Here is a 23743-nt window from a genome sequence, read left to right as displayed (position 1 = left end):
TAAAACCTCCTTTTTTGTTTTGCTGTAATTTTGTTTTGCTGTGATCCGCTTCTTGTTGCAGCGGCCTCACAAGATGAAAATAGCAGTTCTCATGCCGGTTGAGAATGCAACCAAGGGTGGATATTTATAACACTTTTAACCCTAATCCACATAAACTCTCCTAAACTTTTGTGCACTCTGCACTAAAAAATAGGGTTTTAATAAAATTTTGGAGTTGAAAAAACTTTTTTATTTGTTATACTGATGATGACAACATGTGGACGAACAAAATGCAGGAGACAAAATATGGAAAAAGGCGTCGTATTCATTTACAATCTGGTTTTGATCACGGTCTACTCCGGTATCCTTTGGATGTCTTTCTCACTTTTTTTAAATGGGAAAGAAAAGATCCTATTATGGATAGGAATCATATTCGGGGCAAGTTTAGTGGATGATATTGTGATTTTTGCTTCAGAAATGTTTGGGAATTTTGCAGAATATTATAATAAGATTTTTATGATCGTTCCGACCCATAAAACATTGATCTATCTGATTTTGTCACTTGGTTACCTGACCATCTTCAAACGGCTGTTAAATAGAACGATTACCCAGCGTGATTATGGAATTTTAGCAATTTACGTGACCTTCATGCTGTTTGTGCCTGCCATGGGAAACAGTGCCTGGAAGATATGGCTCTATTTCCTCCCAAGCCAGCTTTACAACGCCTATATAGGAGCAGAATGCTTAGGTATAATAAAAAAGAACCCTGAGGAATATCAGGATCCTTTCTTTAAATGGTGCAAAAGACTTTTTTATTTTACTGTTCTCATGAATCTTTTAATCATTGTGGAAGATACCATTGTAATCTTTAATTTTGATACTTATTCTAAATATTATATCAATATGAACAACCGGAGCTTTACCTCCGATATCTTATACCTTTTCTACGCCATATTCTCTGCCGGATATCTTATGTACTACCTGAAAATATTATTAAAGAACAATACCATCGTAGAGGAGGTAACCAGCCATACCCGGGGAAACTTACCCTCTGATATAGAAGAAAGCATTCTGTATCATTTCAGTGAGGCTTACCACTTGACCGCAAGGGAAAGGGAAATCTTAAGAGTGCTTCTTATGGACAAAACCAACCAGGAAATAAGCGAGGATTTATATATTTCCCTTGGAACAGCGAAAACCCATGTCCACAACATCTTTCAAAAAATCGGGGTGGTAAAACGCCCTCAGCTCCTTGAGGTCTATGATATTTACCGCAGGGAACAGCTTAAAAAAGAACCTGAAAAAGAAACGCCGTCCCAATAAGGTTTCCCTTCCGGAGACGGCGTGTTTTTCTTAGTTATAATAGGTGGATAAATAATCCGCTGCGCAGCTTTGGCTCAAACCAAGTGGATTTTGGAGGCATTAAAAGCCCTGCATCTGCCACGGAAAACAATTCCTCAATGGATGTAGGATACATGGAAAATGCCACTGCCATATCCTGGCTGCACCGCTTTTCCAGCTCCTTAAGACCCCGGATCCCTCCGATAAAATCCATCCTTTGATCCGTTCTGGGATCTTTGATCCCCAAAACAGGACCTAACAGATTGTCCTGAAGAATGGATACATCTAAGCCCTTTACCGGATCAGAGGATTTTAAGGTGTTGGATGCCTTTAAGCAGTACCACTTCCGATTTAAATACATCCCAAAGGTTCCTTTTTCTAAAGGAGCAAAAGCCTCTGTTCCCATACAGGCCGCCTCAAAGGATTGCCTGATTTTATGAAGGAACTCCTCCTCTGAAAGGCCGTTTAGATCCTTTACCACCCGGTTATAGGGCATGATCATAAGCTGGTCATCAGGAAATAAAACGGAAAGGAAATAGTTAAAAGGCTCTTCCCCTGTATATCCCGGATTTTCCCTGCGCCTCTTAAGTCCTACCTTTACGGCGGAAGCCGCCCTGTGATGGCCGTCTGCGATATAAGTAGAAGGTATCCCAACAAAAGCATTCTGAATCTGAGAGATCTTATCTCCCTCATGGATCTGCCATACCCTGTGGCCGACGCCGTCTTCTGCCACAAAATCATATAAAGGCTCTGTGTTTGTTACAGAATTCACGATCCCGTTGATCCCTTCATTGGTCCGGTAAGCCAGAAAAATGGGGCCGGTTTGTGCATCTGTGGTATCCACATGGCGGATCCGGTCCACTTCCTTTTCTTCTCTGGTATTTTCGTGTTTTTTAATGACCCCATTTACATAATCATCAATGGAGGAGCAGGCCACGATCCCGGTCTGACGCCTTCCGTCCATGGTCAGTTCATAGATATAATAGGCTTCCAAAGGGTCTGTCTGAAAGATCCCGTCCTTTATCCAGTTTTTCAGCATCTCCCCGGCTTTTTCATAAACACGGTCATCGTAGGTGTCCACATCATCAGAAAACTGGGTTTCCGGCCTGTCAATGTTTAAAAACGACCGGTGGTTGGCTGCTGTTACCTCACAGGCCTCCTTGCGGCTGTATACGTCGTAGGGAAGGGCTGCCACCTGATGGGCATAGCCCGGGTCCGGTCTGACGCATGGAAATGGTTTCACAATCGCCATAGTGTCTCCTTTATTTGTTTACAGTTTCGCCATGCAAAAACATTTATGGGATTTGTGCGTGGGAACTTGCTCACTAAGCGCAAATCACATAAATGTTTCTATAGAGCGGATGGCAGAACTCTGACTTTATTTAACTACTCTTACCCGCAGAATACCCTTGATGCCGTTTAGCTTCTGTATGCTTTCTTCATCCGGGACGCTTTCCAAGTCAAGCAGAGTATAAGCATACTTTTCACGGCTCTTATTTGTCATATCGGAAATGTTCACATCCCCTGCCGCCAGGGTTCCGGTGATCTGCCCGATCATATTGGGAATATTTAAGTGAAGCACTGCAAGACGGCTGGCCGTATTGCACACTCCCATGTCGCAGAAAGGAAAGTTTACGGAATTGCGGATGTTGCCGTTATCAATATAATCCATGATTTCCTCTACCGCCATCTTTGCACAGTTGTCTTCGGATTCTTCCGTAGAAGCGCCTAAATGAGGGATCACGATGGCTCCTTCCATATGAACGGACTTTGAATTTGGGAAATCAGTTACATATTTTTTTACCTTGCCGGACTGTAAAGCCTCTGCCATGTCATCTTCATTCACCAGGACATCTCTTGCGAAATTCAAGATCACAACGCCGTCCTTCATACGGTCAATGACAGACTTATTCATCATTCCCTTTGTGGAATCAACCAGGGGAAGATGAAGGGTTATGTAATCGCATTCCTGGTAAATAGTATCCGCAGAGGTAATGTGCTTGATATTTCTGGAAAGCTTCCATGCCGCGTTTATGGAAATAAACGGATCATACCCATAGACGTCCATCCCTAAGGAAGAGCAGGCATTGGCCACTTCCGTACCAATGGCTCCAAGACCAATGACTCCCAGCTTCTTTCCCCTGATCTCGCATCCTGCAAAGGAGCTTTTGGCTTTTTCCGCGGATTTTGCAATGTTTTCATCGCCCTTATTGTCCTTGCACCAGCGAATGCCTCCTTCAATATCTCTGGAAGCCATCATAAGCCCTGCAATGACCAGTTCCTTCACACCGTTGGCATTGGCTCCCGGGGTGTTGAACACCACGATCCCCTTTGAAGCACACTCATCCAGAGGAATGTTGTTGACTCCTGCCCCTGCTCTTGCAATGGCTAAAAGTCCCTCAGGAAGTTCCATCTCATGCATGGAAGCGCTGCGGACAAGAACCCCCTCCGCTTCATTTATGTGATCTGTTAATGCATAGTCTTCTGTCAGCAATGCGGTCCCGCAGTTGGAAACCGCATTGAGGCAATGAATTTTTTTCATCATGTCTCCTCTCTTGACTGTATGGTCATTTCCCATGCTTTGCTTCAAAATCCCTCATAAAGGAAACCAGCTTCTCCACACCTTCCATAGGCATGGCGTTGTAAATGCTGGCCCGCATACCGCCTACGCTTCTGTGGCCCTTTAAGTTTTCAAAGCCTGCTGCCTTTGATTCCTTTACGAATAATGCATCCAGTTCCTCACTTCCGGTTACAAAAGGAACATTCATCAGGGAACGGTCCTTCTTTTCCACGGTACCGGTAAACATCTGGCTCTGGTCCAGATAATCATAAAGGAGGGCCGCCTTCTTTTCATTGAATTCCTTCATGGCCTCTAAGCCACCCCGCTTCTTTAACCACTGAAACACCTTTCCGCAGATGTAGATTCCGTAAGCCGGCGGCGTATTGTAAAGTGATTTCTCGTCAGCATGGGTCTTATAACGAAGCATGGTAGGAGTTCCCGGAAGAACATCTTCTGTGATTAAGTCTTCCCGGATAATGGCGATGACTACGCCTGCAGGCCCTACGTTTTTCTGGGCGCCTGCAAAAATCAAGCCGTATTTTGAAACGTCAATGGGTTCCGATAAGAAACAGGAGGAGAGATCAGCTACCAGTGTTTTTCCTTTTGTATTAGGCAGTGTTTTATACTTTGTACCGTAAATTGTGTTGTTTTCACAGATATAAACGTAATCTGCATCATGAGAAATAGGCAGATCCGAAACGTCCGGGATATAGTTGAAGGTCTTATCAGCGCTTGAAGCAACTGCATTGGCCGTACCGTAAAGCTTTGCTTCCTGGTATGCCTTTTTTGCCCACTGTCCTGTGATGATGTAGTCTCCCACACGGTTCTTGAATAAATTCATGGGAACCATGGCAAACTGCTGGGAAGCTCCGCCCTGTAAAAACAACACCTTGTAATTGTCCGGAATCCCTAATAACTCCCGTAAGTCTGCCTCAGCATCACCGATGATGGTCTCAAACATTTTAGACCTGTGGCTCATCTCCATGACAGACATGCCACAGCCTTTGTAATCCATCATTTCCTCGGCTGCCTCTCTTAAGACTTCCTCCGGCAGCACGGCTGGTCCTGCGGAAAAATTATACACTCTGCTCATATCTCTTCCTCCTCATACTTTTGTCTTAGATCTTTAAGTCTTCTGCGTCAAACGCATCCTGAATGGGCGCTCCCGGGGATACCATGGGGAATACCTTGTCATCACAATGGATCTGACATTCTATAACAACAGGAACGTTTAACTCTATGGCTTCTCTGAGGACAGGTTCAAATTCGTCCTTGCCGGTCACCCGGTAGGCCTTGGCTCCCAGTCCCTCTGCTACCTTTACAAAATCCACCTGGTCATTAAGCACTGTATGTGAATACCGTTTTCCATAGAACAGGGTCTGCCACTGGCGGACCATGCCCAGTACCTGATTGTTAAAAATCACCTGGATGATGGGAATATTGTAGCGGGTCGCCGTGGCAATCTCATTCATGTTCATGCGGAAACATCCGTCCCCTGCCACGTTAATGACCACCTTATCCTTGCATCCCAGCTTTGCTCCAATGGAAGCCCCCAGGCCGTAGCCCATGGTTCCAAGGCCGCCGGAGGAGATGAAGCTTCTGGGGTATTTATACTGATAGAACTGGGCGGCCCACATCTGATGCTGGCCTACCTCCGTTGTAATGATGGCATCTCCCTGGGTGATCTCATAAATCTTTTCAACAATATAAGGACCTGTAAGAGCGCTTTTGTCAAAGCGCATGGGATACATATCCTTTAACCGGTCAATGTGGGCCAGCCATTCTTCATGGTTGATGGGATCCAAACGGGCATTCAGCTTCTTTAAGATCATTTTTACATCACCGATAACGCTGGCATAGGTTTTGACGTTCTTATTGATCTCCGCCGGGTCCACATCAAACTGAAGGATCTTTGCCTTTCTGGCAAACTTGGCGGCATTTCCTGTCACCCGGTCGCTGAACCGGGCGCCAACTACGATCAATAAATCACACTCGGTGATTCCGAAATTAGAGGTCTTGGTCCCGTGCATTCCTACCATTCCGGTATACAGTTCATCGGTTCCGTTAAAGGCTCCCTTTCCCATAAGACTGTCCGCCACAGGGGCCTGGATCTTGTGGGCAAAGGAAGAAAGCTCTTCCGAGGCATTGGCAGCAACCGCTCCTCCTCCTACGAAGATGTACGGCTTCTGGGATTTCCGGATAAGCTGCAGCGCAGTTTCCAAATCCTCCTCTGTTATGGTATCCTCCTGCCTCTTAATGGGCTCGGGAGTCTCATATTCATAGTCATAGGTTCCTGCGGTCACATCCTTTGTAATATCTATCAGCACAGGACCGGGTCTTCCGGTCTGTGCGATCCGGAATGCCCGGCGGATGGTATCCGCCAGTTTTGTTATATCTTTCACGATGAAGTTGTATTTTGTAATAGGCATGGTCACGCCGGTAATATCTATCTCCTGGAAGCTGTCACGTCCAAGAAGATTTACCGCCACGTTGCACGTTATGGCTACCATTGGGATAGAATCCATAAAAGCGGTGGCGATTCCGGTTACCAGGTTGGTTGCTCCAGGCCCTGAGGTGGCAAGACAAACCCCTACCCGGCCTGTAGCTCTGGCATATCCGTCAGCAGCATGGGCTGCCCCCTGTTCATGGGCGGTCAGGATATGGGTTATTTCATCCTGATGCTTATAAAGGGCATCATATATATTCAGGATCGTACCGCCCGGATATCCAAAAACAGTATCCACACCCTGCTCTTTCAGGCATTCGATTACAATCTCTGCTCCATTCAATGTTTTCATAGGCTGCTCCTTTTCTTTTTATAATTCAAGAATCGCTCCACGGCTTGCCGGGGCGGCCATGGCTGCGTACCGGGCCAGGTATCCAGTGGTCACCTGAGGCTTCCTTGGCTGCCAATTGGCCTTTCTTCTTTCCATTTCGGCCTCAGATACATTTACGTCCAGCCTGTGGTTGTCAATATCAATGGAAATGATATCTCCCTCTTCCACCAGGGCAATGGGACCTCCCACCGCCGCCTCCGGACATGCGTGCCCAATGGAAGCGCCTCTGGAAGCACCGCTGAAACGGCCGTCGGTGATAAGGGCCACCGTTGAACCAAGACCCATGCCTGCAATGGCTGAGGTGGGATTTAACATCTCCCTCATGCCGGGGCCTCCCTTGGGGCCTTCGTAGCGGATGACCACCACGTCTCCTGCCACGATCTTTCCGTCCTTAATGGCTTTGATGGCCTCTTCCTCGCAGTCAAACACTCTTGCAGGGCCTTCATGCTTCAACATCTCAGGCGCTACGGCGGAGCGCTTTACAACTGCAGAATCCGGCGCCAGATTTCCTTTTAATATGGCGATACCGCCTGTCTGGCTGTATGGATTTTCCACAGTCCGGATCACTTCAGGGTTCTTATTTACACAATTCTTTATATTCTCTCCAACCGTCTTTCCTGTCACGGTCATACAGTCTAATTCCAGAAGCCCCAGCTTGCTGATCTCGTTCATAACAGCGTAAATGCCGCCTGCTTCATTTAAATCTTCCATATAAGTGGGCCCTGCCGGAGCCAGGTGGCAAAGGTTTGGGGTCTTTGCGCTGATCTCATTGGCGGTCTCCAGATTTAAATCTACCCCAGCCTCATGGGCGACGGCAGGAAGATGAAGCATACTGTTGGTGCTGCATCCCAGGGCCATATCCATGGTCAGGGCATTGCGGAAGGCTTTTTCCGTCATAATGTCACGGGGACAGATGTTCTTCTTAAGCATTTCCATAACAGCCATTCCCGCGTGCTTTGCCAGCTTAAGACGTTCCGAATAAACCGCAGGAATGGTTCCGTTGCCTTTCAGTCCCATTCCCAGGACCTCAGTCAGACAGTTCATGCTGTTGGCCGTATACATACCGGAACAGGAGCCGCAGGTAGGGCAGGCATGCTGTTCGTATTCCCTCACATCCTCTTCGGTCATGTTTCCTGCGGTATAAGCTCCCACCGCCTCAAACATGCTGGACAGGCTGGTCTTATGGCCTTGCACACGCCCTGCTAACATTGGTCCGCCACTGACGAACACTGTGGGTATATTAATGCGTGCGGCTGCCATTAAGAGTCCAGGTACATTCTTATCACAGTTGGGCACCATGACCAGGGCGTCAAAGGCGTGGGCCCTTGCAAGGCATTCTGTGGAATCCGCAACCAAGTCCCTGGTGACCAGGGAATATTTCATGCCAATGTGCCCCATGGCGATCCCGTCACAGACAGCAATGGCCGGAACCATTACCGGCGTACCTCCTGCCATGGCAACTCCCATTTTAACAGCATCCACTATTTTGTCCAGGTTCATATGGCCTGGTACGATTTCATTATAGGAACTGACAACACCGATCAGAGGCCTTTCCATCTCTTCCTCTGTCATTCCCAGTGCATTAAACAGGGAACGGTGAGGCGCCTGCTGCATCCCTTTTTTTACTGAATCACTTTTCATCCGCTGCACACTCCTTTTCTTTTCCAATCCGTTCCGCAATCAAATCTCCCATTTCTGCGGTGGTCACTTTTTTACATCCTTCCGAATAAATGTCTGCCGTCCGGTATCCTTCCTTCAGCACCTGTTCCACTGCCGCCTCCATGGCTGATGCTTCCCTGTCCAGATCAAAGGAATAACGGAGCATCATTGCGGCGGAAAGAACGGTTGCAATGGGGTTTGCAATATTTTTCCCTGCAATATCCGGGGCAGAACCATGGCTGGGTTCATACATTCCAAATTTGCTTTCATTCATGCTGGCCGAGGAAAGCATCCCAATGGAGCCTGTGATCATGCTGGCTTCATCGGATAAGATATCGCCAAACATGTTTTCCGTCAGGATCACGTCAAACTGTCCCGGATTCATGACAAGCTGCATGGCACAGTTATCAACCAGCATATGAGTTAAGGTCACCTCCGGGTAATCCTTTGCCACCTCTTCAGCCACCTTTCTCCAAAGCCTGGAGGAATCCAACACATTTGCCTTATCCACGCTGGTCACTTTTTTCCGGCGTTTCATGGCAATATCAAAGGCCTTAACGGCGATTCTTCTTATTTCATTTTCATTATAGGTAAGGGTATCCACGGCAGTCATAACGCCATCCACCTCTTCGGTGTGCCGCTCTCCGAAATACAGGCCGCCTGTCAGCTCTCTCATGATGACCATGTCAAATCCGTCTCCAATGATCTCCTTTTTTAAAGGGCAGGCATCAGAAAGCTCTTTGTATAAATAGGCCGGACGGATATTGGCAAATAAATTAAGACCCTTACGGATAGCAAGTAGTCCCGCTTCAGGTCTCAGATTCGGTGCCACATCGTACCATTTTGAATTTCCCACATCTCCGCCTACTGCTCCGAGGAGAACGGAATCACTGTTTTTTGCTGTTTCAAGAGCTTCCTCTGTTAAAGGAACTCCATGGGCATCAATAGAAACGCCGCCCATCAATACTTCTGTATACTGAAAGTCATGACCGTATACACTTCCCACCTTATCAAGGACCTTTCTCGCTTCTCCAATGATTTCAGGCCCGATCCCGTCGCCGGGAATCACTGCAATATTGTAATTCATCTCTGCCTCTCCCTCTATGTCACTGCACTGTGCTGATATAATTTATCAGAAACCGTTTTTCAGGATTCTGATAAAAGGCAGTGTTTTTTACTGCCGTCCATCCGATTATCGAAGGCGCCTTTTGCTTTCGATAATATATTTCTTCTCATAATAGAACATTTATCGGGATTTTTCAACTAAAATAAAATAAATTTCGGGAAAAGACTATATTAGATTGGAATTGAAACTATAAATATAAGTTATAAAAGAGGTATTTCCTATGAGTTATTTGATAAATCTGGAAAAGCCCTGTCCCTCCTAAACAACTATGTGCAAAAAAGGTGCGTCTTAATCCGGCTTTCAATCTATACCGTTTCAAGACGCACTTTTAACCATCCTTTTTAACGAAACCTCTGCATTTATTGATGAATCATATCCTGATAAAACTCATAGGCTTCCTTGTCAGTAAATCCTTCGTGCACGATCCTGCGGACAGCAGCGCTCATCTCCACAGGATTTTCACTCTGGAAGATATTTCTTCCCATGTCAACCCCTCTTGCCCCCTGACTGATGGACTGGTACGCAAGTTCCAGTGCTTCTTTCTCAGGAAGCTTCTTACCTCCTGCCACCACAATTGGAACCGGGCAGGCAGATACCACTTCTTCAAAGTTTTCACAGTAGTAGGTTTTTATGATATTGGCTCCTAACTCTGCCACAATGCGGGTAGCCAGTTTAAAGAAACGGTCTGTGCGCTCCATCTGCTTTCCTACTGCCACAACTCCCATGGTAGGTATGCTGTAGCGCATCCCTAAGTTCACCGCTTTTGACAGATTGTCAAGGCTTGAAAGCTGGCCTTCTGCTCCGATAAAGGTCTGAATGGCCATGCAATCCGTATTCATGCGGATCACATCCTCAATGTCAACAGCAAGAACCTCATGGGATAAGTCCTCGTCAAGCATGGAAGAACCGGAGGTGACCCGAAGGGCAATGCCTTTCCTTCCTTCTGCCGGCACACAGCTTCGGAGCGCTCCCCTTGTTCCCATTAAAACATCAATGTTGGGAAGCAGCTTGGGCACCACGATGTCCAAACGCTCCAAACCGGCTGCAGAACCCATGAAATATCCATGGTCAAAAGCAAACATAACCGTATTTCCACTGTTCTCATCAAAAATATTGGATAAATGCTTCTTCATTCCCCAATCCAGATGATTGGCTCCCTTTACATAAAAAGGCTTATTATTTGCAAAGGGTACATCCTTATAATAATTATGTGCTACTTTTATTCCTTCCAAATCTGCCATATTCTTTCTCTCCTTTTTCTGTCATCGGACCCAGCCCTTGAGCCGGATCAAAAATCATAGTTATTCATATTGTCTTTATTGAATACCGTACGCTCCGGAAGGAGAACAACTCCATTGTTTACCTCACCGGTAGCGGCTCCCTCAACCAGACAGTCATTAGGCATCACTTCCACAGTGCCAATCTCCGGAATGTCAATCTTATCTCCCACCTTTACCTGATTTCCCGCAGACAGATAGGCGGCAAGATAGCAGCCAATGGCGCCCTGAACCTGGCAGTCCCAAAGTCCCCACTGTTCGATCACACCTGCATTACAGTAATCCTTAATGGACATGGGGGAGGCAAAACCGGTAATGGTTACATTTTCTTTTGTAAGCCCTTTGTTCTGGGCCGCCTTACACTGGCCTGGAAGCGCTGTAGAGTCATTGCAGATAATCAAATCAATATCCGCATTGGCTTCCAGAATGGAAGCGCCGATGGAAACCGCTTTTTCTGCATCCTGTTCGGAGTAATAGTTATTCGGAGCAACATTCACCCAATTAGGAAAATTCTCCTTTATGTAAGCTTCTCCCGCAACCTGCCAGGAGTTCTGATCTGCCACAGTAGCCTGGGAATAGTGCCAGCAGTACTTAATCCCATCCGCTTTCACATCCTTCCCACGCTTTGTTAAGGAATCCGCCCCCATATCTACGAGCATTTTCCCAAGCATCTCAGGCGTCCCCTGGGAGACCATCAAAGTACGTGCCGTGTCTGAAACATCGGAATCCCATGTGACCACGGTCAGGCCTGCATCACTTGCCTCCTCTAATGCAGAGTCAAGCCCCGTTGCATCTACAGAGGAAACGCAAAGGGCGTCCACACCGCTTGCCACCGCATTGTTGATTACCTGAACCTGATCAGCTACGGCCGCATTGGCGCTTCCCTGATAATCAACAGTAATTCCCCAGGATTTTCCATACTTCTGAGCTCCCCCATTGGCGGATTCAAAAAATGCATTCCCTGTCAGCTTTGGAATAAATGCCACTGTCTTTCCGGAAATATCAGAAGAATTGGTATTGCTTTTACTCTCGTCCGCTTTTGATTCTGTTTTCGTTTCCCCGCTTGCTGCCTTGGTTGTGTCAACAGGTTTTCCCGAACCGCTGCAAGCAGACAGTGACGCCGCCATCAGTCCCGCCAATACAAGTGCCATTGCTTTTCTCATAAAAAATCCTCCTTTAATATGCTTTATATTAGTTTTATAATGATGAAGTTTTCACCTCATTTTATCAGTTACTTTTGCTCTCTTTTCAAAAAACGGGCTCTCAGACACGGATTATTCAGGAAGGCCCGCCCCGTCACTACTGCCAGCAGGAGAATCCCTGCCGGAATATCCAGATACTGCTGGCTCACCTTAAAACACAGCGGAAGTCCGAATCTTAAAGTCCCGATAACTACTGCAGCAAGTGCCGTTCCAGGTACGCTTCCTTTCCCTCCTGTACTTAAGGTACCGCCCAGAACCACCGCAGTGATGATGGGAAGGGTCAGTGTAGAACCAATATCGCTTTTTGCCGTGCCAAGATAAGAGGTCAGAATAATTCCAGCCACCGCAGCACTGATTCCGGAAAGAATATATGTACTCATAATAATAAGCTTTGTATGAATGCCCGAATATTCCGCGGCATTGGGATTTACCCCCACCAGAAATACCTGTCTTCCATATCTGGTCTTATGCAGAAGAAAATAAGCCAGTACTGCCAGGATAAGAAAAATGATAACCTGACTTGGAATGACACCAAACAGCTTTACCTTAGAGAGCCTTAAAAAACTGTCCGGGAAACCACTGATTCCTTTGTAACTCTCCGTCGCCGACAAATTTGACACCATCAGCGCAATCCCGGAATACAGAAAACTTCCTCCAAGAGTAACCACCATGGGCTGCACGCCGCAGTATGCGATAAAATAGCCGGAAAGAGCGCCGCACATCCCGGCGGCAGCTATGGCAATCAGGGAAGCCGCCCAGATATTCACTCCCCCATCCTGCCAGATAACTCCCATAATAATGGAAGAAAGCCCTACAATGGAACCGGCCTGGATATCGATCCCTCCCGTAATCATGACAAAGGTAACAAACAGCGAAATGATACAAATGGAAATAATGTCATTCATACTGCCAAACAGTACTCTTGGCATAAGGAATTTACTGTTTTTTGACGCAAAGACCAGGATTTCCAGAATCAAAATCAAAAAAAGTGCAAATTCCCATTTTTTCCAGTTAAAAGCTTTCATTTCTTCTCTCCTCCTTTTTCCCCAGTCCTGGCAGACAGGATCCGGCGGCGGTTTTTCTCAGCCGCCCGGTTCTGTGCCACGGTATTGATCACCACAATGGTCAGCAGCATAATGCCGGTGATCGTATTGTCATAATCGGAAGAGAAACCAAGAAATACAAGAATTCTGCTGATGGAGGACATGATGACCGCACCGATGGAGGCACCGGCCAGACTTCCAATTCCTCCGCTTAAACTTAAGCCCCCCAGAACACATGCCGCAATTGCCTTCATCTCATATCCGTTTCCTGCCGTAGGTGTAATAAAGCCAATGCGTGATGCATAAATCATACCTGCAGCAGAGGCAAACACTCCGCACAGGACATATGCCATGATTTTCGTTTTATCTGCCGGAATTCCAACCAGGGTCGCGCCAGCTTCATGATCTCCCACTGCAATAAAATATTTCCCCTTTTTAGTTCTCGTCAAAATGAGATGGACACTCAAAACCACCACAACTGTCATCCCATAAAAAACTGTCAGGTTTCCCATCAGCGTGCGGTTTGACATTCTGGTAAATGCAGCCGGAAGATTCTCAACCCAGGCTCCCTTTGTGTATACATAAATCATGCCCCGCACAACACCATTGACACCCAGAGTGAAAATCAGAGAAGGAATGCGGAATATGGCCACACCGATCCCATTGACCAGACCGGTCAGAATGCCGATCATAAGAGCCGCTGCAGAGGCTGTTATCACACCATATCCGTCTCTTAAGAAAGTAGCTCCCACGGCTGCTGATAAACCCAGCACCGCCCCAATAGAAACATCGATTTCTCCAGTTAAGATGACAAATGCGATTCCTGCTGACAAAAGAGTGAAAACAACGCTGTCATTAAAACAATTCCATATGACTGCCGGCTGCCAGAAGCTCCGGTTAATCAGGCCTACCAGAAAAATCAGCCCTGCCAGAAACAGAAAACTATTTAACTCGCGAACTTTTCCAATCTTCTTCATGCTTCCACCTGCTTTTCTTCCGTCACACCGAAGGAGGCCGCCATAAGGCTTGCCTGGCTGATCTCACTTTTGCTCAGTTCTCCCCTAAGCCGTCCCTGAAAGACCACAACCGCCCGATCTGAAAGCTCCACAATCTCTTCCATATCAGAAGAAATCAGCATAACCGCCACTCCCTGCTTTTTCAGTTCATGAATAATTGCATACACATCACCGCGGGCCGCTGCATCGATCCCCCGTGTGGGCTCGTCCAAAATCACCAGCCTTGGATTTGTAGATAGAGACCGTCCAATGACTATTTTCTGCTGGTTGCCTCCGGAAAGACTTCCCGCTATCTGATCCTGTCCCGTAATCTTAATACGAAAATCCTCCACATATTTCCGGGTGATCCCCCACTCTGTCCTTGTATTTAAGAATATCCGCCCAAGCGCTTTCCCGGGGACCAAAGCAGAGGTGGTATTGGCCGCCACATCACTGATTCCGAACAGACCATTTAAGCGGCGGTCCTCCGGTACATAATTAATGCCGGCTTTTAAAATCGCCCTGGTGGAAAGACCAGTCACATCTCTTCCATCCAGAAAAGCTTTCCCGCCAAGAACCTTATCTTTTCCAAAAATCGTAACTGCAAGCTCGGTGCGCCCGGCCCCTACAACTCCTGCAACCCCAAGAATCTCTCCCGGGTAAATCTTAAGGTCTATATCCCGGAATCCGTAGCCGGAGTAGTCTTTTAATTCAAATACCGGTTTTAATACAGAATAGTTCAAATCAGAAGATTCTTTTTTTCCAGTTTCCTGCTGCCCATCCATATTGGCGGGAAGCAGCCCCTTAACCAACATCTCTCTGGTAAAATCTGAAGTACTTCCCTTTAATGTAATCACTCCGTCTCTCATAATTGCCACATGGGTAGCGATCTGGAATACCTCAGCCAACCGGTGAGTAATATAGATGATACCAATTCCCTTCTTCTTTAAATCTTCCACAATCCGGAAAAGGCTTTCCACCTCATCAAAAGTCAGGGCGCTGGTGGGTTCATCTAAAATAAGAAGCTTTGCCTGTCTTAGTAACCCTCTGAGAAGCTCTACCAGTTGCTGTTCCGCTATGGAAAGGCTCATGGCCTTTCGTTCAGTGTCCAAATGCCAGCCAATCTCATCCATAATCTGCCTCAGACGTTTTCGAAGAATGGCCGTATTGTCATGAAAACCAATCAGGATATTCTCCTCAACAGTCATGTTGGGAAACAGCATGGGTTCCTGGGGAACCATATAAATCCCTTTTGCAAGGGCAACGGACGGTTTGAATACCGAAAGTGTTTCCCCGGCTACCGCTACACTTCCGGCATCCGGCTGGTATATGCCCATAATGATCTTCATCAAGGTACTTTTTCCTGCTCCATTTCCGCCAATCAGCGCAAGCACTTCTCCCTCTCCTACGCTTAAATCAATGCCTTTTAAAACAGCATTCTGGCCAAATGACTTAACAATATCGCTGACAGAAAACAATACCTGTTCCGAACGGGCCGTTTCAGACTGCTTCATATTTCTTCCCACCCATCAAATTTGATATTTTTGTTTTATGTAGTAACTTTTGTTTCATGTCCACATCATACATGATATAGCCTATATTGTCAATAGTATTTTCAAAAAGTATAGTGATTTTATACTAAATTTCCGTGATATTGCAAACGATTTATCAATATTGTCACAGATATTTTTGCAGTCCCTTTATTTGTTTTGGTACTATTGACATATAGATTTTCCTTTGCTATACTAAATATAAATCGAAACATTTTACCATTATACTAACATTTGTTCAAAAAAAACCAATGAGATGGATAGGAGACCCAAACATGAATTATGAAGATTCCCTTATTATGAAAACAGCGTGGTATTATTATATAGAAAATATGACCCAGCAAAAGATTTCAGAAAAACTCGGAATATCCCGTATGAAAGTGATTAAGCTTCTGGAAAAAGCCAGGCAGGACGGAGTCATCCAGTTTCAGATTTCCCAGGAGCGGAGCCGTCATCTGAAAATTGAACAAGAATTAATCCAAAGATGGAATTTGAAGGATGCGTTTGTGGTTCCCTCTGCCCCTGATATCTCCTGTCTCAACGATACCGTTGCCAAAGCTGCCGCCATGTACATCAGTGACCGGATTACGGAAAACACATACGTCAACATCGGATACGGAGATACCCTGGGCCGGGTGATCAATCATCTGGCCAACATAACGGAAGCGCCTCTTTCTGCCGTATCTTTAACAGGAGGCGTCAGTTATTATCTTCCAAATACATTTTCCAGCAAATTTAACGCAAAACTATTTCTTTATCCCGCTCCGCTGGTTGTTTCAACCAAAGAGCTTTGCAATGCCATGCAGAACGAACCTTCCATACAGGAAATTTCCCGTATGGTGAATCTGGCTTCCATGACCGTGGTAGGCATAGGGGGAATCGAAGAAGATGCAACCATAATAAAGAATGGAATTTTTACAAAAAATGACTTTCTCTACCTGTCCATGCAGGGAGCCGTAGGTGATATCCTCAGCCATTTCATCGATCAAGATGGAAATCCCATTCATACCGATATTGAGGACCGGCTGTTAAGCACGTCTCTTGCAACCTTGCGCACCCTGCCCAATGTTATTGGAGTTGCCGCAGGAGACAGTAAGGTAAGAGCCATACGCGCTTCTTTAAATGGCGGTTATCTAAATGTGCTGATCACAGATGAGCAAACAGCATTAAACCTGATGGAAGAAGATCCTGATTCGCCGAAATGAAAATAGAATGGAGGAATGGATATGTCATCAAATTACCTTTTAGCTATTGACGCAGGCACTGGAAGCATCCGTGCAGTACTATTTGACCACAAGGGCAACCAACTCTCCTGTATTCAGGAGGAATGGGAACACAGAGAGGACCCCAGATATCCGGGGAGTATGGATTTTGACTGGGAACGCAACTGGGAACTCGCCTCCTCCTGTATCCGAAGAGTCTTATGCTCAAGTACCGCCGGACCTTATGAGATAGCCGCCATCTCCACTACCTGCATGAGGGAAGGTATCGTTCTTTATGACAAGGACGGAAAAGAAATCTGGGCCTGTGCCAATGTAGACGCCCGGAGCAATGATGAAGTAAAACAACTGATCTCCAGTGACCCAGGGCTGGAACGCCTCCTCTATGAAGAAACAGGGCAGTCTTATGCCCTGGATGCCCTTCCCAGGCTTCTCTGGGTAAAGAATAAAATGCCTGATATTTATGACCGGATTGCATACATTGGAATGTTCAATGACTGGCTTATGTTTAAGCTGACCGGCATCCTGGCCGTAGAGCCAAGCAACGGATCTACCACCGGATTATTTGATTTAAAGACCCGCTGCTGGAATCCGGAGATTGCCAGGCGATGCGGGCTGAGGACGGATATATTTCCCCTTGTAAAGGAATGCGGAACCATAATCGGGAAAACATCTTCTGACTGCACAGGCCAGACAGGTCTGCCAAAAGGAATTCCGGTTGTGGCAGGCGGAGGAGACGCCCAGTTAGGTTGTATCGGAGTAGGCGTGGTGCATGTAGGGGAAGCCGCATTATTCGGCGGCAGCTTCTGGCAGTACGAATACAATACAGACAAACCTGACACTGATCCAGGCTGCCGTGTCCGCGTAAACTGTCATGCCATACCAGGCATCTGGCAATATGAAGCCCTGGCCTTTCAGCCGGGACTTGTTATGCGCTGGTATCGGGACAGCTTCTGTCATGCAGAAAAAAAGCTGGCGGAAGAAACAGGAAAGAGCGTCTATGATCTGATGAATGAGGAAGCAGAGAAAATACCGGCAGGCTGCTCTGGTATGATGTGCTCTTTTTCAGATGTGATGAACTTTATAAACTGGAAACATGCTGCACCAACCTTCTCCAACTTTGAACTGGATCCTAAAAGATATAACCATTATACCTTCTACCGGGCAATTTTAGAAAATACGGCTTTGGTTACAAAGGGACATTTAGAACTGGTTCAGGAGGCCACCGGTCATCTTCCAAAAGAAATCACATTTGCAGGCGGAGCCGCTAACAGCTCTCTCTGGGCTCAGATCCTGTCTGATGTCCTGGGACTCCCTGTAAAGGTTCCCAAAGTAAAAGAAGCTACTGCACTGGGTGCCGCCATCCTGGCGGGATATGGGATCGGCATGTATCAGGATATTGCTGAGACTGCCAAAAAACTGGTGACTATAGAGCAGCAGTTTATGCCTAACATGGAGAATCACAGAATTTATTGTGAGATTTATGGCAGATGGAGAGATTTTTACCAGAACCAGTTGCTTCTCTGCGATCGTAAAATCACAAAGAATATGTGGATCGCACCTGGTTTATAAGTGAAGAAAAAGGAGAAAAAAATATGTTTATCATCAATGAATCAGAAAAAGAATTTCGTTTTGGTAATAGCGGTCCAAAGTATTTAATGAAAGGTCCTCGCATGAATTTTGCAGTCGTGCAATTCCAGCCAGGTGAGGATTTCACCGCCCATTATCATAACGTGATGGAAGAAGATTTCTTCATTCTTGAGGGAGAGATTAACATTGTTGTAGATGGAGTGGTCCATCATTTAAAACAGGGGGATTTTATCCACATTGAGCCTTCGGAGATTCACTATTGCTTTAATCCCTACAAGAGCAGCGTAAAGATGATATCCACGCTGGCGCCGTTCCAGGAAGTGGATAAGGTGGAATTGGAAGACTATACATTTTAGTATTTAAAAACTGTATCCTGATGATTGAATATAGAAACAGAGGATGTTTACCTGTTTTCTATGCCTTTCTATCAGGATACAGTTTTCTTCTTTTAAAACCATTTTCATCACTTCAATAATAATGGTTAAAAAAATACTTTTATCCATTCATGAAGGTATATAGAAATTTTACATCACTGTCCCGATTTTATGGGCAATGTCCATTTCTTCTTCTATCAGTTCCCTGAAATGCCCGCATACTTCCTGGATGATCTCCTGGTTGTTCTGCCTGATAGAGGCTTTGTATAATCCATATTTCACTGTCGTCCACTTGAGAAAGAATTCCTTAGAAAAGTACTGGTCACATTTTTCCCTGTACAACGGCATGTTCTGAAGGTAATGAACATAAAGATAACAGTTATTGATCAAAGCATCTATGTACTTTGCAAGCAGTTCCCCGTTTTTCTGTTTTCCGTAAGCGCACTCTCTGATTTGGGCAAGGAGATTTTCCTGTGTTATAGGGTGAGAATACAGAATTTCCTGTGCCTCCCTTCGGCTGCTAATATGAGACTGTTTTGCCGCTGTTTTATAAATCCTGCAAATATCAAAAGCGTGGGAAATCATATCCTCATGGGTTATCTCTATATCTTTTCTGTCATATGTGGGATCAAAACAGGAAAAACCGCCTTTCTTCGCTTTCTGGGCAATAAAATAATGGAAGCTGTGCAATTCCTGGTAATAAGGCGTCCACGGAATGAAAAAGGCATCCATTCCAGCTACCATCCATTGTCCGTGGGAAAGCAGGGATAATCCTTTTTCCACCTCTTTTGAAGAGCAGCAATTCAGAAATTCCAGCTTAACACCCAAGGTTTCCAGATTAGCAGGCATTCTTCTGGATAAATACAAATGATGGATCTGATCATACGTAAAGTCTGTTTCTGACCACAGGTTAGCAAAAACGTTCCGGTAATCCGCACCTGTGAAAACAGCAGCATTCAACAGACTGCTGGAATAACAGTTTAATCCCTGAAAATAAATCAGACTCATGACTGCTCTTCTCTCCTTCTTTCATTTTTTCCAGACACAGTCTTTCTGATTGTATCAACCAGTTCTATTTTCCGGGGCTGTTTAAATCCTGACAAATGTGCTTTACAGTAAACTCGGATCTCTTTCTGGATTTTTTCCCTGCCGGACTTAGGATCGGCTGGAATAATATCTGCGCAGACAGTTTCATTTCCCCATTCATCCATCTCTCCATAAACAACGCAGTCTTTTGCAAGCAGGCTGTTTAAGATACAGGCTTCCACTTCCTCCGGATATACGTTAAATCCTCTGACAATAATCACATTTTTCTTCCGTCCGTAAATATACAAATAGCCTTCCTCATCCAGATAGCCAAGGTCGCCCGTATACAAATAGCCATTTTTCAGTACTGTCTTTGTTTCCTCTTCATTTCTATAATACCCTGACATCACATTAAGTCCCCTTACAAGGATTTCTCCATTGGTATAAGGAACATCTGTGATCATACCATCAGCTTCTATGAAAATCTTAACTCCCTTTATCGCCCTTCCCACGGAATCCAACTTTTCCAAACTGGTTTTCGTGTACTTTGTAATTAACGGGGCTGCTTCCGTCATCCCATATCCCTGCCAAAGCTGGATTCCCGGGTAAGCATTTAAAAGGTTTCTCAATGTAGCACCTGAAATTTTGCTTCCCCCAAAACCGAAGTATTTTAATAAATGAATATCATAAGGGACAGGCCTTCCTGCTGTCTGCTCCATTAAAAGGGGAACCATAGCTCCACCCTCATAGTGGGTCACTCTGTGGTCCTGAACCGCTTTATAAAAAATGTCCAGAGTAAAGCCCTCCTTAAGCAGAACCGTAGGGAATGCTTTTATCAGACAGGCACACAGGATCATCATGCCGTATGCCGAAGAAAACGGAGCGGCAAGGATATACCTGATATCCCTCTCATCCATGTCTTCAAAACACATTCTGTCAATATAACCAAAAACAGAAGTTTCAACATTCCTCTCTGTAAGGGGAACAATTTTGACCCTGCCTGTAGAACCGGAGGTGGTTAACAAAATCATTGGTTCATCCGGTCCTGTACTGGGCTCATAAAGAAGCTGCATTGATTCTTCCGGCTGGCATTCCTCCACGTAAATCACTTGTAAATGAGGGATAGACTCTGCTTTTATTTCTTCAAAAACCGGACGGAATTTTCCGGAAGTAATGATAATACCTGTGGCTGTCTGTTCAAGCAAAGGAATCACTTCGTGTTTCGTCAGATGGATATTTAAAGGAAATGCTGTTTTCCCCAATAAAAATATGCCGAAAAGAGCGGCAATAAAATCGCTCCCATCAGGTAAAAATATTGCGGCATTTTCCCACTGCCCCTGGGACAGGCAGGCTTGAATGCCTATGGCTTTTTGAATGAGATCCTGAAACGTAATGCTGGTTTCCCCATCAATAACTGCCATTTTTTTTGGGGGTGGGGGGGACAGAAATAAATCTCTAATCATTTTTTCATGTTCTCCTTTACTTTTTTCTCAGCCATTGCGATCAACTGGCTGACCTCCAGACAGGATTCCATTTCTGTGATATCAAAGGTAATGGAATACATATCTTCTATCTTAAGCAAAAGGTGGATAAAAGAAAGGGAGTCAAATCCCAGGTCTTTATACAGATTGCTTTTTCTGTCAGAAACCTGTAACTTTGCCGCGTCCTCTATCATACGGGTAATTTCGTCATGGATCACCACTACAGTTTTTCCTCCTTTTTTCAGATATTTCTTTTTAAAAGGCCTGCATCATACTAACAAGTTGATTACAGGCCTTTTTCTATTGTTTATTCAAGCAAAATTCCACCGCTGACTGAGAATCTGCCAAATGTTTCCGAAGTAACTCCTTCTGCTCTGCATCCGACTATAATGCCAACAAGAGAACCTGCCGGAATGAGGGCATTGATATCTGTTGTGGAACCTCTTCTCAGTGTATATTTGGGAACCGCTCCCCCTCCTTCCGGTGCTGTAAACGGCTCAGAATAAGTCAGGGTATCCTGAAGTATGGTAAATATCATCCCTCCTGTCATTTGCCCTGGAGTATCTGAAGTTAAAACTGCAAGAGCTGCAAACGGATACATGGTAACTCCGTCATTTAAAAAAAGTGAAAATTTTGCACCAAATAACACATAGATATTTTTTACCACTGCGTCGTAAGGCATTACAAAACAGCTACGGTAAAATTGATCGTTATTATTAAAATCAAACGTAATTATTCCAGCTTCCCAGTCACCTTCCTGCAACTGTGCAGGCCTGCCTGAATTAATCTGGTTTGCTTCAAATCCGGCAAATTGAATAATTGACGGATTCCCCTGATCATCTGTGGAAACCTCAGTATATTCGTTATCAATGGCAAATGGAATCACTCCTGCCCGGTCAGGTCCGGTCGATCCCGCAGGGCCGGTTGGGCCGGTTGGGCCGGTTGGGCCGGTTGGGCCCTCAGCTCCTGTGGCTCCGGTCGGGCCGGTTGGACCCTCAGCTCCTGTGACTCCGGTCGGGCCGGTTGGACCCTCAGCTCCTGTGACTCCGGTCGGGCCGGTTGGGCCCTCAGCTCCTGTGGCTCCGGTTGGGCCGGTTGGGCCCTCAACTCCGGTGGCTCCGGTTGGGCCTTCAACCCCTGCGGCTCCGGTGGCCCCGGTTGGGCCGGTTGGGCCTTCAGCTCCTGTGGCTCCGGTCGGGCCGGTTGGGCCTTCAGCTCCTGCGGATCCAGTTGCTCCGGTTGGACCGGTAGGACCGATAGGTCCCTGGGTTCCGGTTGGCCCTGTCGGACCTACAGATCCCTGGGCTCCGGTTGGACCGGTAGGACCGATAGGTCCCTGGGTTCCGGTTGGCCCTGTCGGACCGATAGGTCCCTGGGCTCCGGTTGGCCCTGTCGGACCGGCAGGTCCCTGAGCCCCGGTTGGACCGGTAGGTCCTGGACAACCTCTCGGGCCCGTTGGACCAGTCATTCCTGGACAGCCTCTCGGGCCAGTAGAACCGGTAGGTCCTGGACAGCCTCTCGAACCAGTCGGGCCAGTCGATCCTGGGCAGCCTCTTGGGCCAGTAGGCCCTGGGCAGCCTCTCGGGCCTTGTGGTCCCGTTGGCCCCACACAACACCTGCACCTTGGCGGCCCAGTTGAATCGCAACATCTACTTCCATTAATGCAGCAATTTTCATTACATTCTTTACTATTATCCATTATAATCCTCTCCTAATAGGGCCTGATGTTACGTTTTACTTACAAGCAACTTATACAGAACCAAAAGCATAATATAAAGGATTTTTCGCTCCTTTATACTTAATTATATGCCTTTAATCTCCCAGGGTTTAAATCCCCGCTGCTTGCTGCGTACATCTTTCCCAAATAGAGGATCGCACCCGTTCAAGCTAACCTTGACCTCAGAAAAAGAATACTATTTTCCAATATTACAAAGATGAGAAACACAAAAACAGATACTCTTGCATGTCAATTTGAGGTTTATCCCATCTCAACCGGCATATCCACTCCCTATATGAGAGAATCTATTGTTCTATACGGCAAAGCAGAAAAATCCGGGCCCGCACCGATGTAAACGCCAGAAATAATGATGAGGTAATAATCTGGCATGGAGCATTCCAGGACCCGTATGCCTTCTCTATCAGGAAGCAGAACACCCTTATACCCTGGATATCATTCTCAGGCTGCTCTGAAAAAAGAATAAAATGCCCGATATTTTTAACCGGATTACATGCATTGAAATACTTAATGAATAGCTTTATAGGCTGACCTGTATCCTGGCCATAGAATCCGGGAATGGATTTGCCGCAGTCAGGGGAGATGCCTAGATGGCCGCATAGGGGAAAGGCGAAAAAATATGTTCAACATCAATGAATTTAAAAATCATTTTAGGGAATGCAGTCAAAAACATTTAATGAAAGGGTGCTCATGAATCTTACAGCCGTTCAGATCCAGATAGGTACGAATTTCAGCGCTGGCGCGTTCC

The 23743-nt window shown here is 46.0% G+C and carries 18 protein-coding genes and 1 pseudogene; 4 read left to right on the top strand and 15 right to left on the bottom strand.

Translation table 11 applies throughout. The features are described 5' to 3' along the window. Window positions 1–285: 285 nt before the first annotated feature. A complete protein-coding gene (locus ACYVD3_RS12355) occupies window positions 286–1302 on the top strand; it encodes a helix-turn-helix domain-containing protein (protein WP_460642821.1) in 1017 nt (338 codons plus the stop codon). A 34-nt stretch (window positions 1303–1336) separates the two neighbouring features. On the opposite strand, the gene ACYVD3_RS12350 is transcribed toward ACYVD3_RS12355, so the two are convergent. The 11 genes from ACYVD3_RS12350 to ACYVD3_RS12300 all read right to left on the bottom strand — a co-directional run bounded on the left by ACYVD3_RS12350 (window position 1337) and on the right by ACYVD3_RS12300 (window position 15533). After that, a complete protein-coding gene (locus ACYVD3_RS12350) occupies window positions 1337–2572 on the bottom strand; it encodes a DUF1015 domain-containing protein (RefSeq protein ID WP_460642820.1) in 1236 nt (411 codons plus the stop codon). A 126-nt stretch (window positions 2573–2698) separates the two neighbouring features. Beyond that, on the bottom strand, window positions 2699–3862 hold the full coding sequence (locus ACYVD3_RS12345; RefSeq protein WP_460642985.1) for a phosphoglycerate dehydrogenase: 1164 nt from the start codon (window positions 3860–3862) through the stop codon (window positions 2699–2701). A gap of 25 nt (window positions 3863–3887) precedes the next feature. Beyond that, the gene (gene serC, locus ACYVD3_RS12340; protein WP_460642819.1) at window positions 3888–4973 is read right to left on the bottom strand and encodes a 3-phosphoserine/phosphohydroxythreonine transaminase; all 1086 of its coding nucleotides are present in this window, start codon (window positions 4971–4973) and stop codon (window positions 3888–3890) included. A 25-nt stretch (window positions 4974–4998) separates the two neighbouring features. Then, window positions 4999–6678, bottom strand: coding sequence for a biosynthetic-type acetolactate synthase large subunit (ilvB, locus tag ACYVD3_RS12335; RefSeq protein WP_460642818.1), 1680 nt, complete (start codon window positions 6676–6678; stop codon window positions 4999–5001). A gap of 18 nt (window positions 6679–6696) precedes the next feature. Beyond that, window positions 6697–8358: a dihydroxy-acid dehydratase gene (gene ilvD / locus ACYVD3_RS12330; protein ID WP_460642817.1), complete on the bottom strand. Its 1662-nt coding sequence runs from the start codon at window positions 8356–8358 to the stop codon at window positions 6697–6699. After that, window positions 8348–9463 (bottom strand): 3-isopropylmalate dehydrogenase, encoded by a 1116-nt coding sequence (gene leuB, locus ACYVD3_RS12325; RefSeq protein ID WP_460642816.1) that lies wholly within the window; start codon window positions 9461–9463, stop codon window positions 8348–8350. The genes ilvD and leuB overlap by 11 nt, the downstream gene beginning before the upstream one ends. Window positions 9464–9861: 398 nt before the next feature. Continuing rightward, a complete protein-coding gene (gene lsrF, locus ACYVD3_RS12320; protein WP_460642815.1) occupies window positions 9862–10743 on the bottom strand; it encodes a 3-hydroxy-5-phosphonooxypentane-2,4-dione thiolase in 882 nt (293 codons plus the stop codon). 47 nt (window positions 10744–10790) lie between these two features. Further along, window positions 10791–11942, bottom strand: coding sequence for a substrate-binding domain-containing protein (locus ACYVD3_RS12315; RefSeq protein WP_460642814.1), 1152 nt, complete (start codon window positions 11940–11942; stop codon window positions 10791–10793). 68 nt (window positions 11943–12010) lie between these two features. After that, a complete protein-coding gene (locus ACYVD3_RS12310) occupies window positions 12011–13006 on the bottom strand; it encodes an ABC transporter permease (protein WP_460642813.1) in 996 nt (331 codons plus the stop codon). Further along, entirely contained in the window at window positions 13003–14001 is a 999-nt protein-coding gene (locus ACYVD3_RS12305; protein WP_460642812.1) for an ABC transporter permease, read from the bottom strand. Before ACYVD3_RS12305 ends, ACYVD3_RS12310 begins: the two co-directional genes overlap by 4 nt. After that, window positions 13998–15533 (bottom strand): sugar ABC transporter ATP-binding protein, encoded by a 1536-nt coding sequence (locus ACYVD3_RS12300; RefSeq protein WP_460642811.1) that lies wholly within the window; start codon window positions 15531–15533, stop codon window positions 13998–14000. The genes ACYVD3_RS12305 and ACYVD3_RS12300 overlap by 4 nt, the downstream gene beginning before the upstream one ends. Before the next feature lie 311 nt (window positions 15534–15844). Between ACYVD3_RS12300 and ACYVD3_RS12295 the strand changes: the two genes are divergently transcribed. The 3 genes from ACYVD3_RS12295 to ACYVD3_RS12285 are packed head-to-tail and all read left to right on the top strand — an operon-like array spanning window position 15845 to window position 18735. Further along, entirely contained in the window at window positions 15845–16774 is a 930-nt protein-coding gene (locus ACYVD3_RS12295) for a sugar-binding transcriptional regulator (RefSeq protein WP_460642810.1), read from the top strand. Between the two features lie 21 nt (window positions 16775–16795). After that, window positions 16796–18361, top strand: a complete 1566-nt coding sequence (gene lsrK / locus ACYVD3_RS12290; protein WP_460642809.1) for an autoinducer-2 kinase — start codon at window positions 16796–16798, stop codon at window positions 18359–18361. Window positions 18362–18384: 23 nt separating this feature from the next. Next, a complete protein-coding gene (locus ACYVD3_RS12285; protein ID WP_460642808.1) occupies window positions 18385–18735 on the top strand; it encodes a cupin domain-containing protein in 351 nt (116 codons plus the stop codon). A gap of 168 nt (window positions 18736–18903) precedes the next feature. Here ACYVD3_RS12285 and ACYVD3_RS12280 read toward each other — a convergent pair whose 3' ends face one another. The 4 genes and pseudogenes from ACYVD3_RS12280 to ACYVD3_RS12265 form a co-directional block, all read right to left on the bottom strand. Continuing rightward, window positions 18904–19761, bottom strand: a complete 858-nt coding sequence (locus ACYVD3_RS12280; protein ID WP_460642807.1) for a hypothetical protein — start codon at window positions 19759–19761, stop codon at window positions 18904–18906. Further along, window positions 19758–21242 carry a class I adenylate-forming enzyme family protein gene (locus tag ACYVD3_RS12275; protein ID WP_460642806.1) on the bottom strand — a complete coding sequence of 495 codons (1485 nt, stop codon included), beginning with the start codon at window positions 21240–21242 and terminating at the stop codon, window positions 19758–19760. Before ACYVD3_RS12275 ends, ACYVD3_RS12280 begins: the two co-directional genes overlap by 4 nt. Beyond that, window positions 21239–21481, bottom strand: a complete 243-nt coding sequence (locus ACYVD3_RS12270; RefSeq protein ID WP_460642805.1) for an acyl carrier protein — start codon at window positions 21479–21481, stop codon at window positions 21239–21241. Before ACYVD3_RS12270 ends, ACYVD3_RS12275 begins: the two co-directional genes overlap by 4 nt. A 689-nt stretch (window positions 21482–22170) precedes the next feature. Continuing rightward, window positions 22171–22959, bottom strand: a pseudogene (locus tag ACYVD3_RS12265) (collagen-like domain-containing protein); the annotation flags it as partial. Between the last annotated feature and the right edge of the window lie 784 nt (window positions 22960–23743).

It is taken from the genome of Lacrimispora brassicae (assembly GCF_054772055.1).
This window is presented reverse-complemented; position numbering and strand designations above follow the sequence as displayed.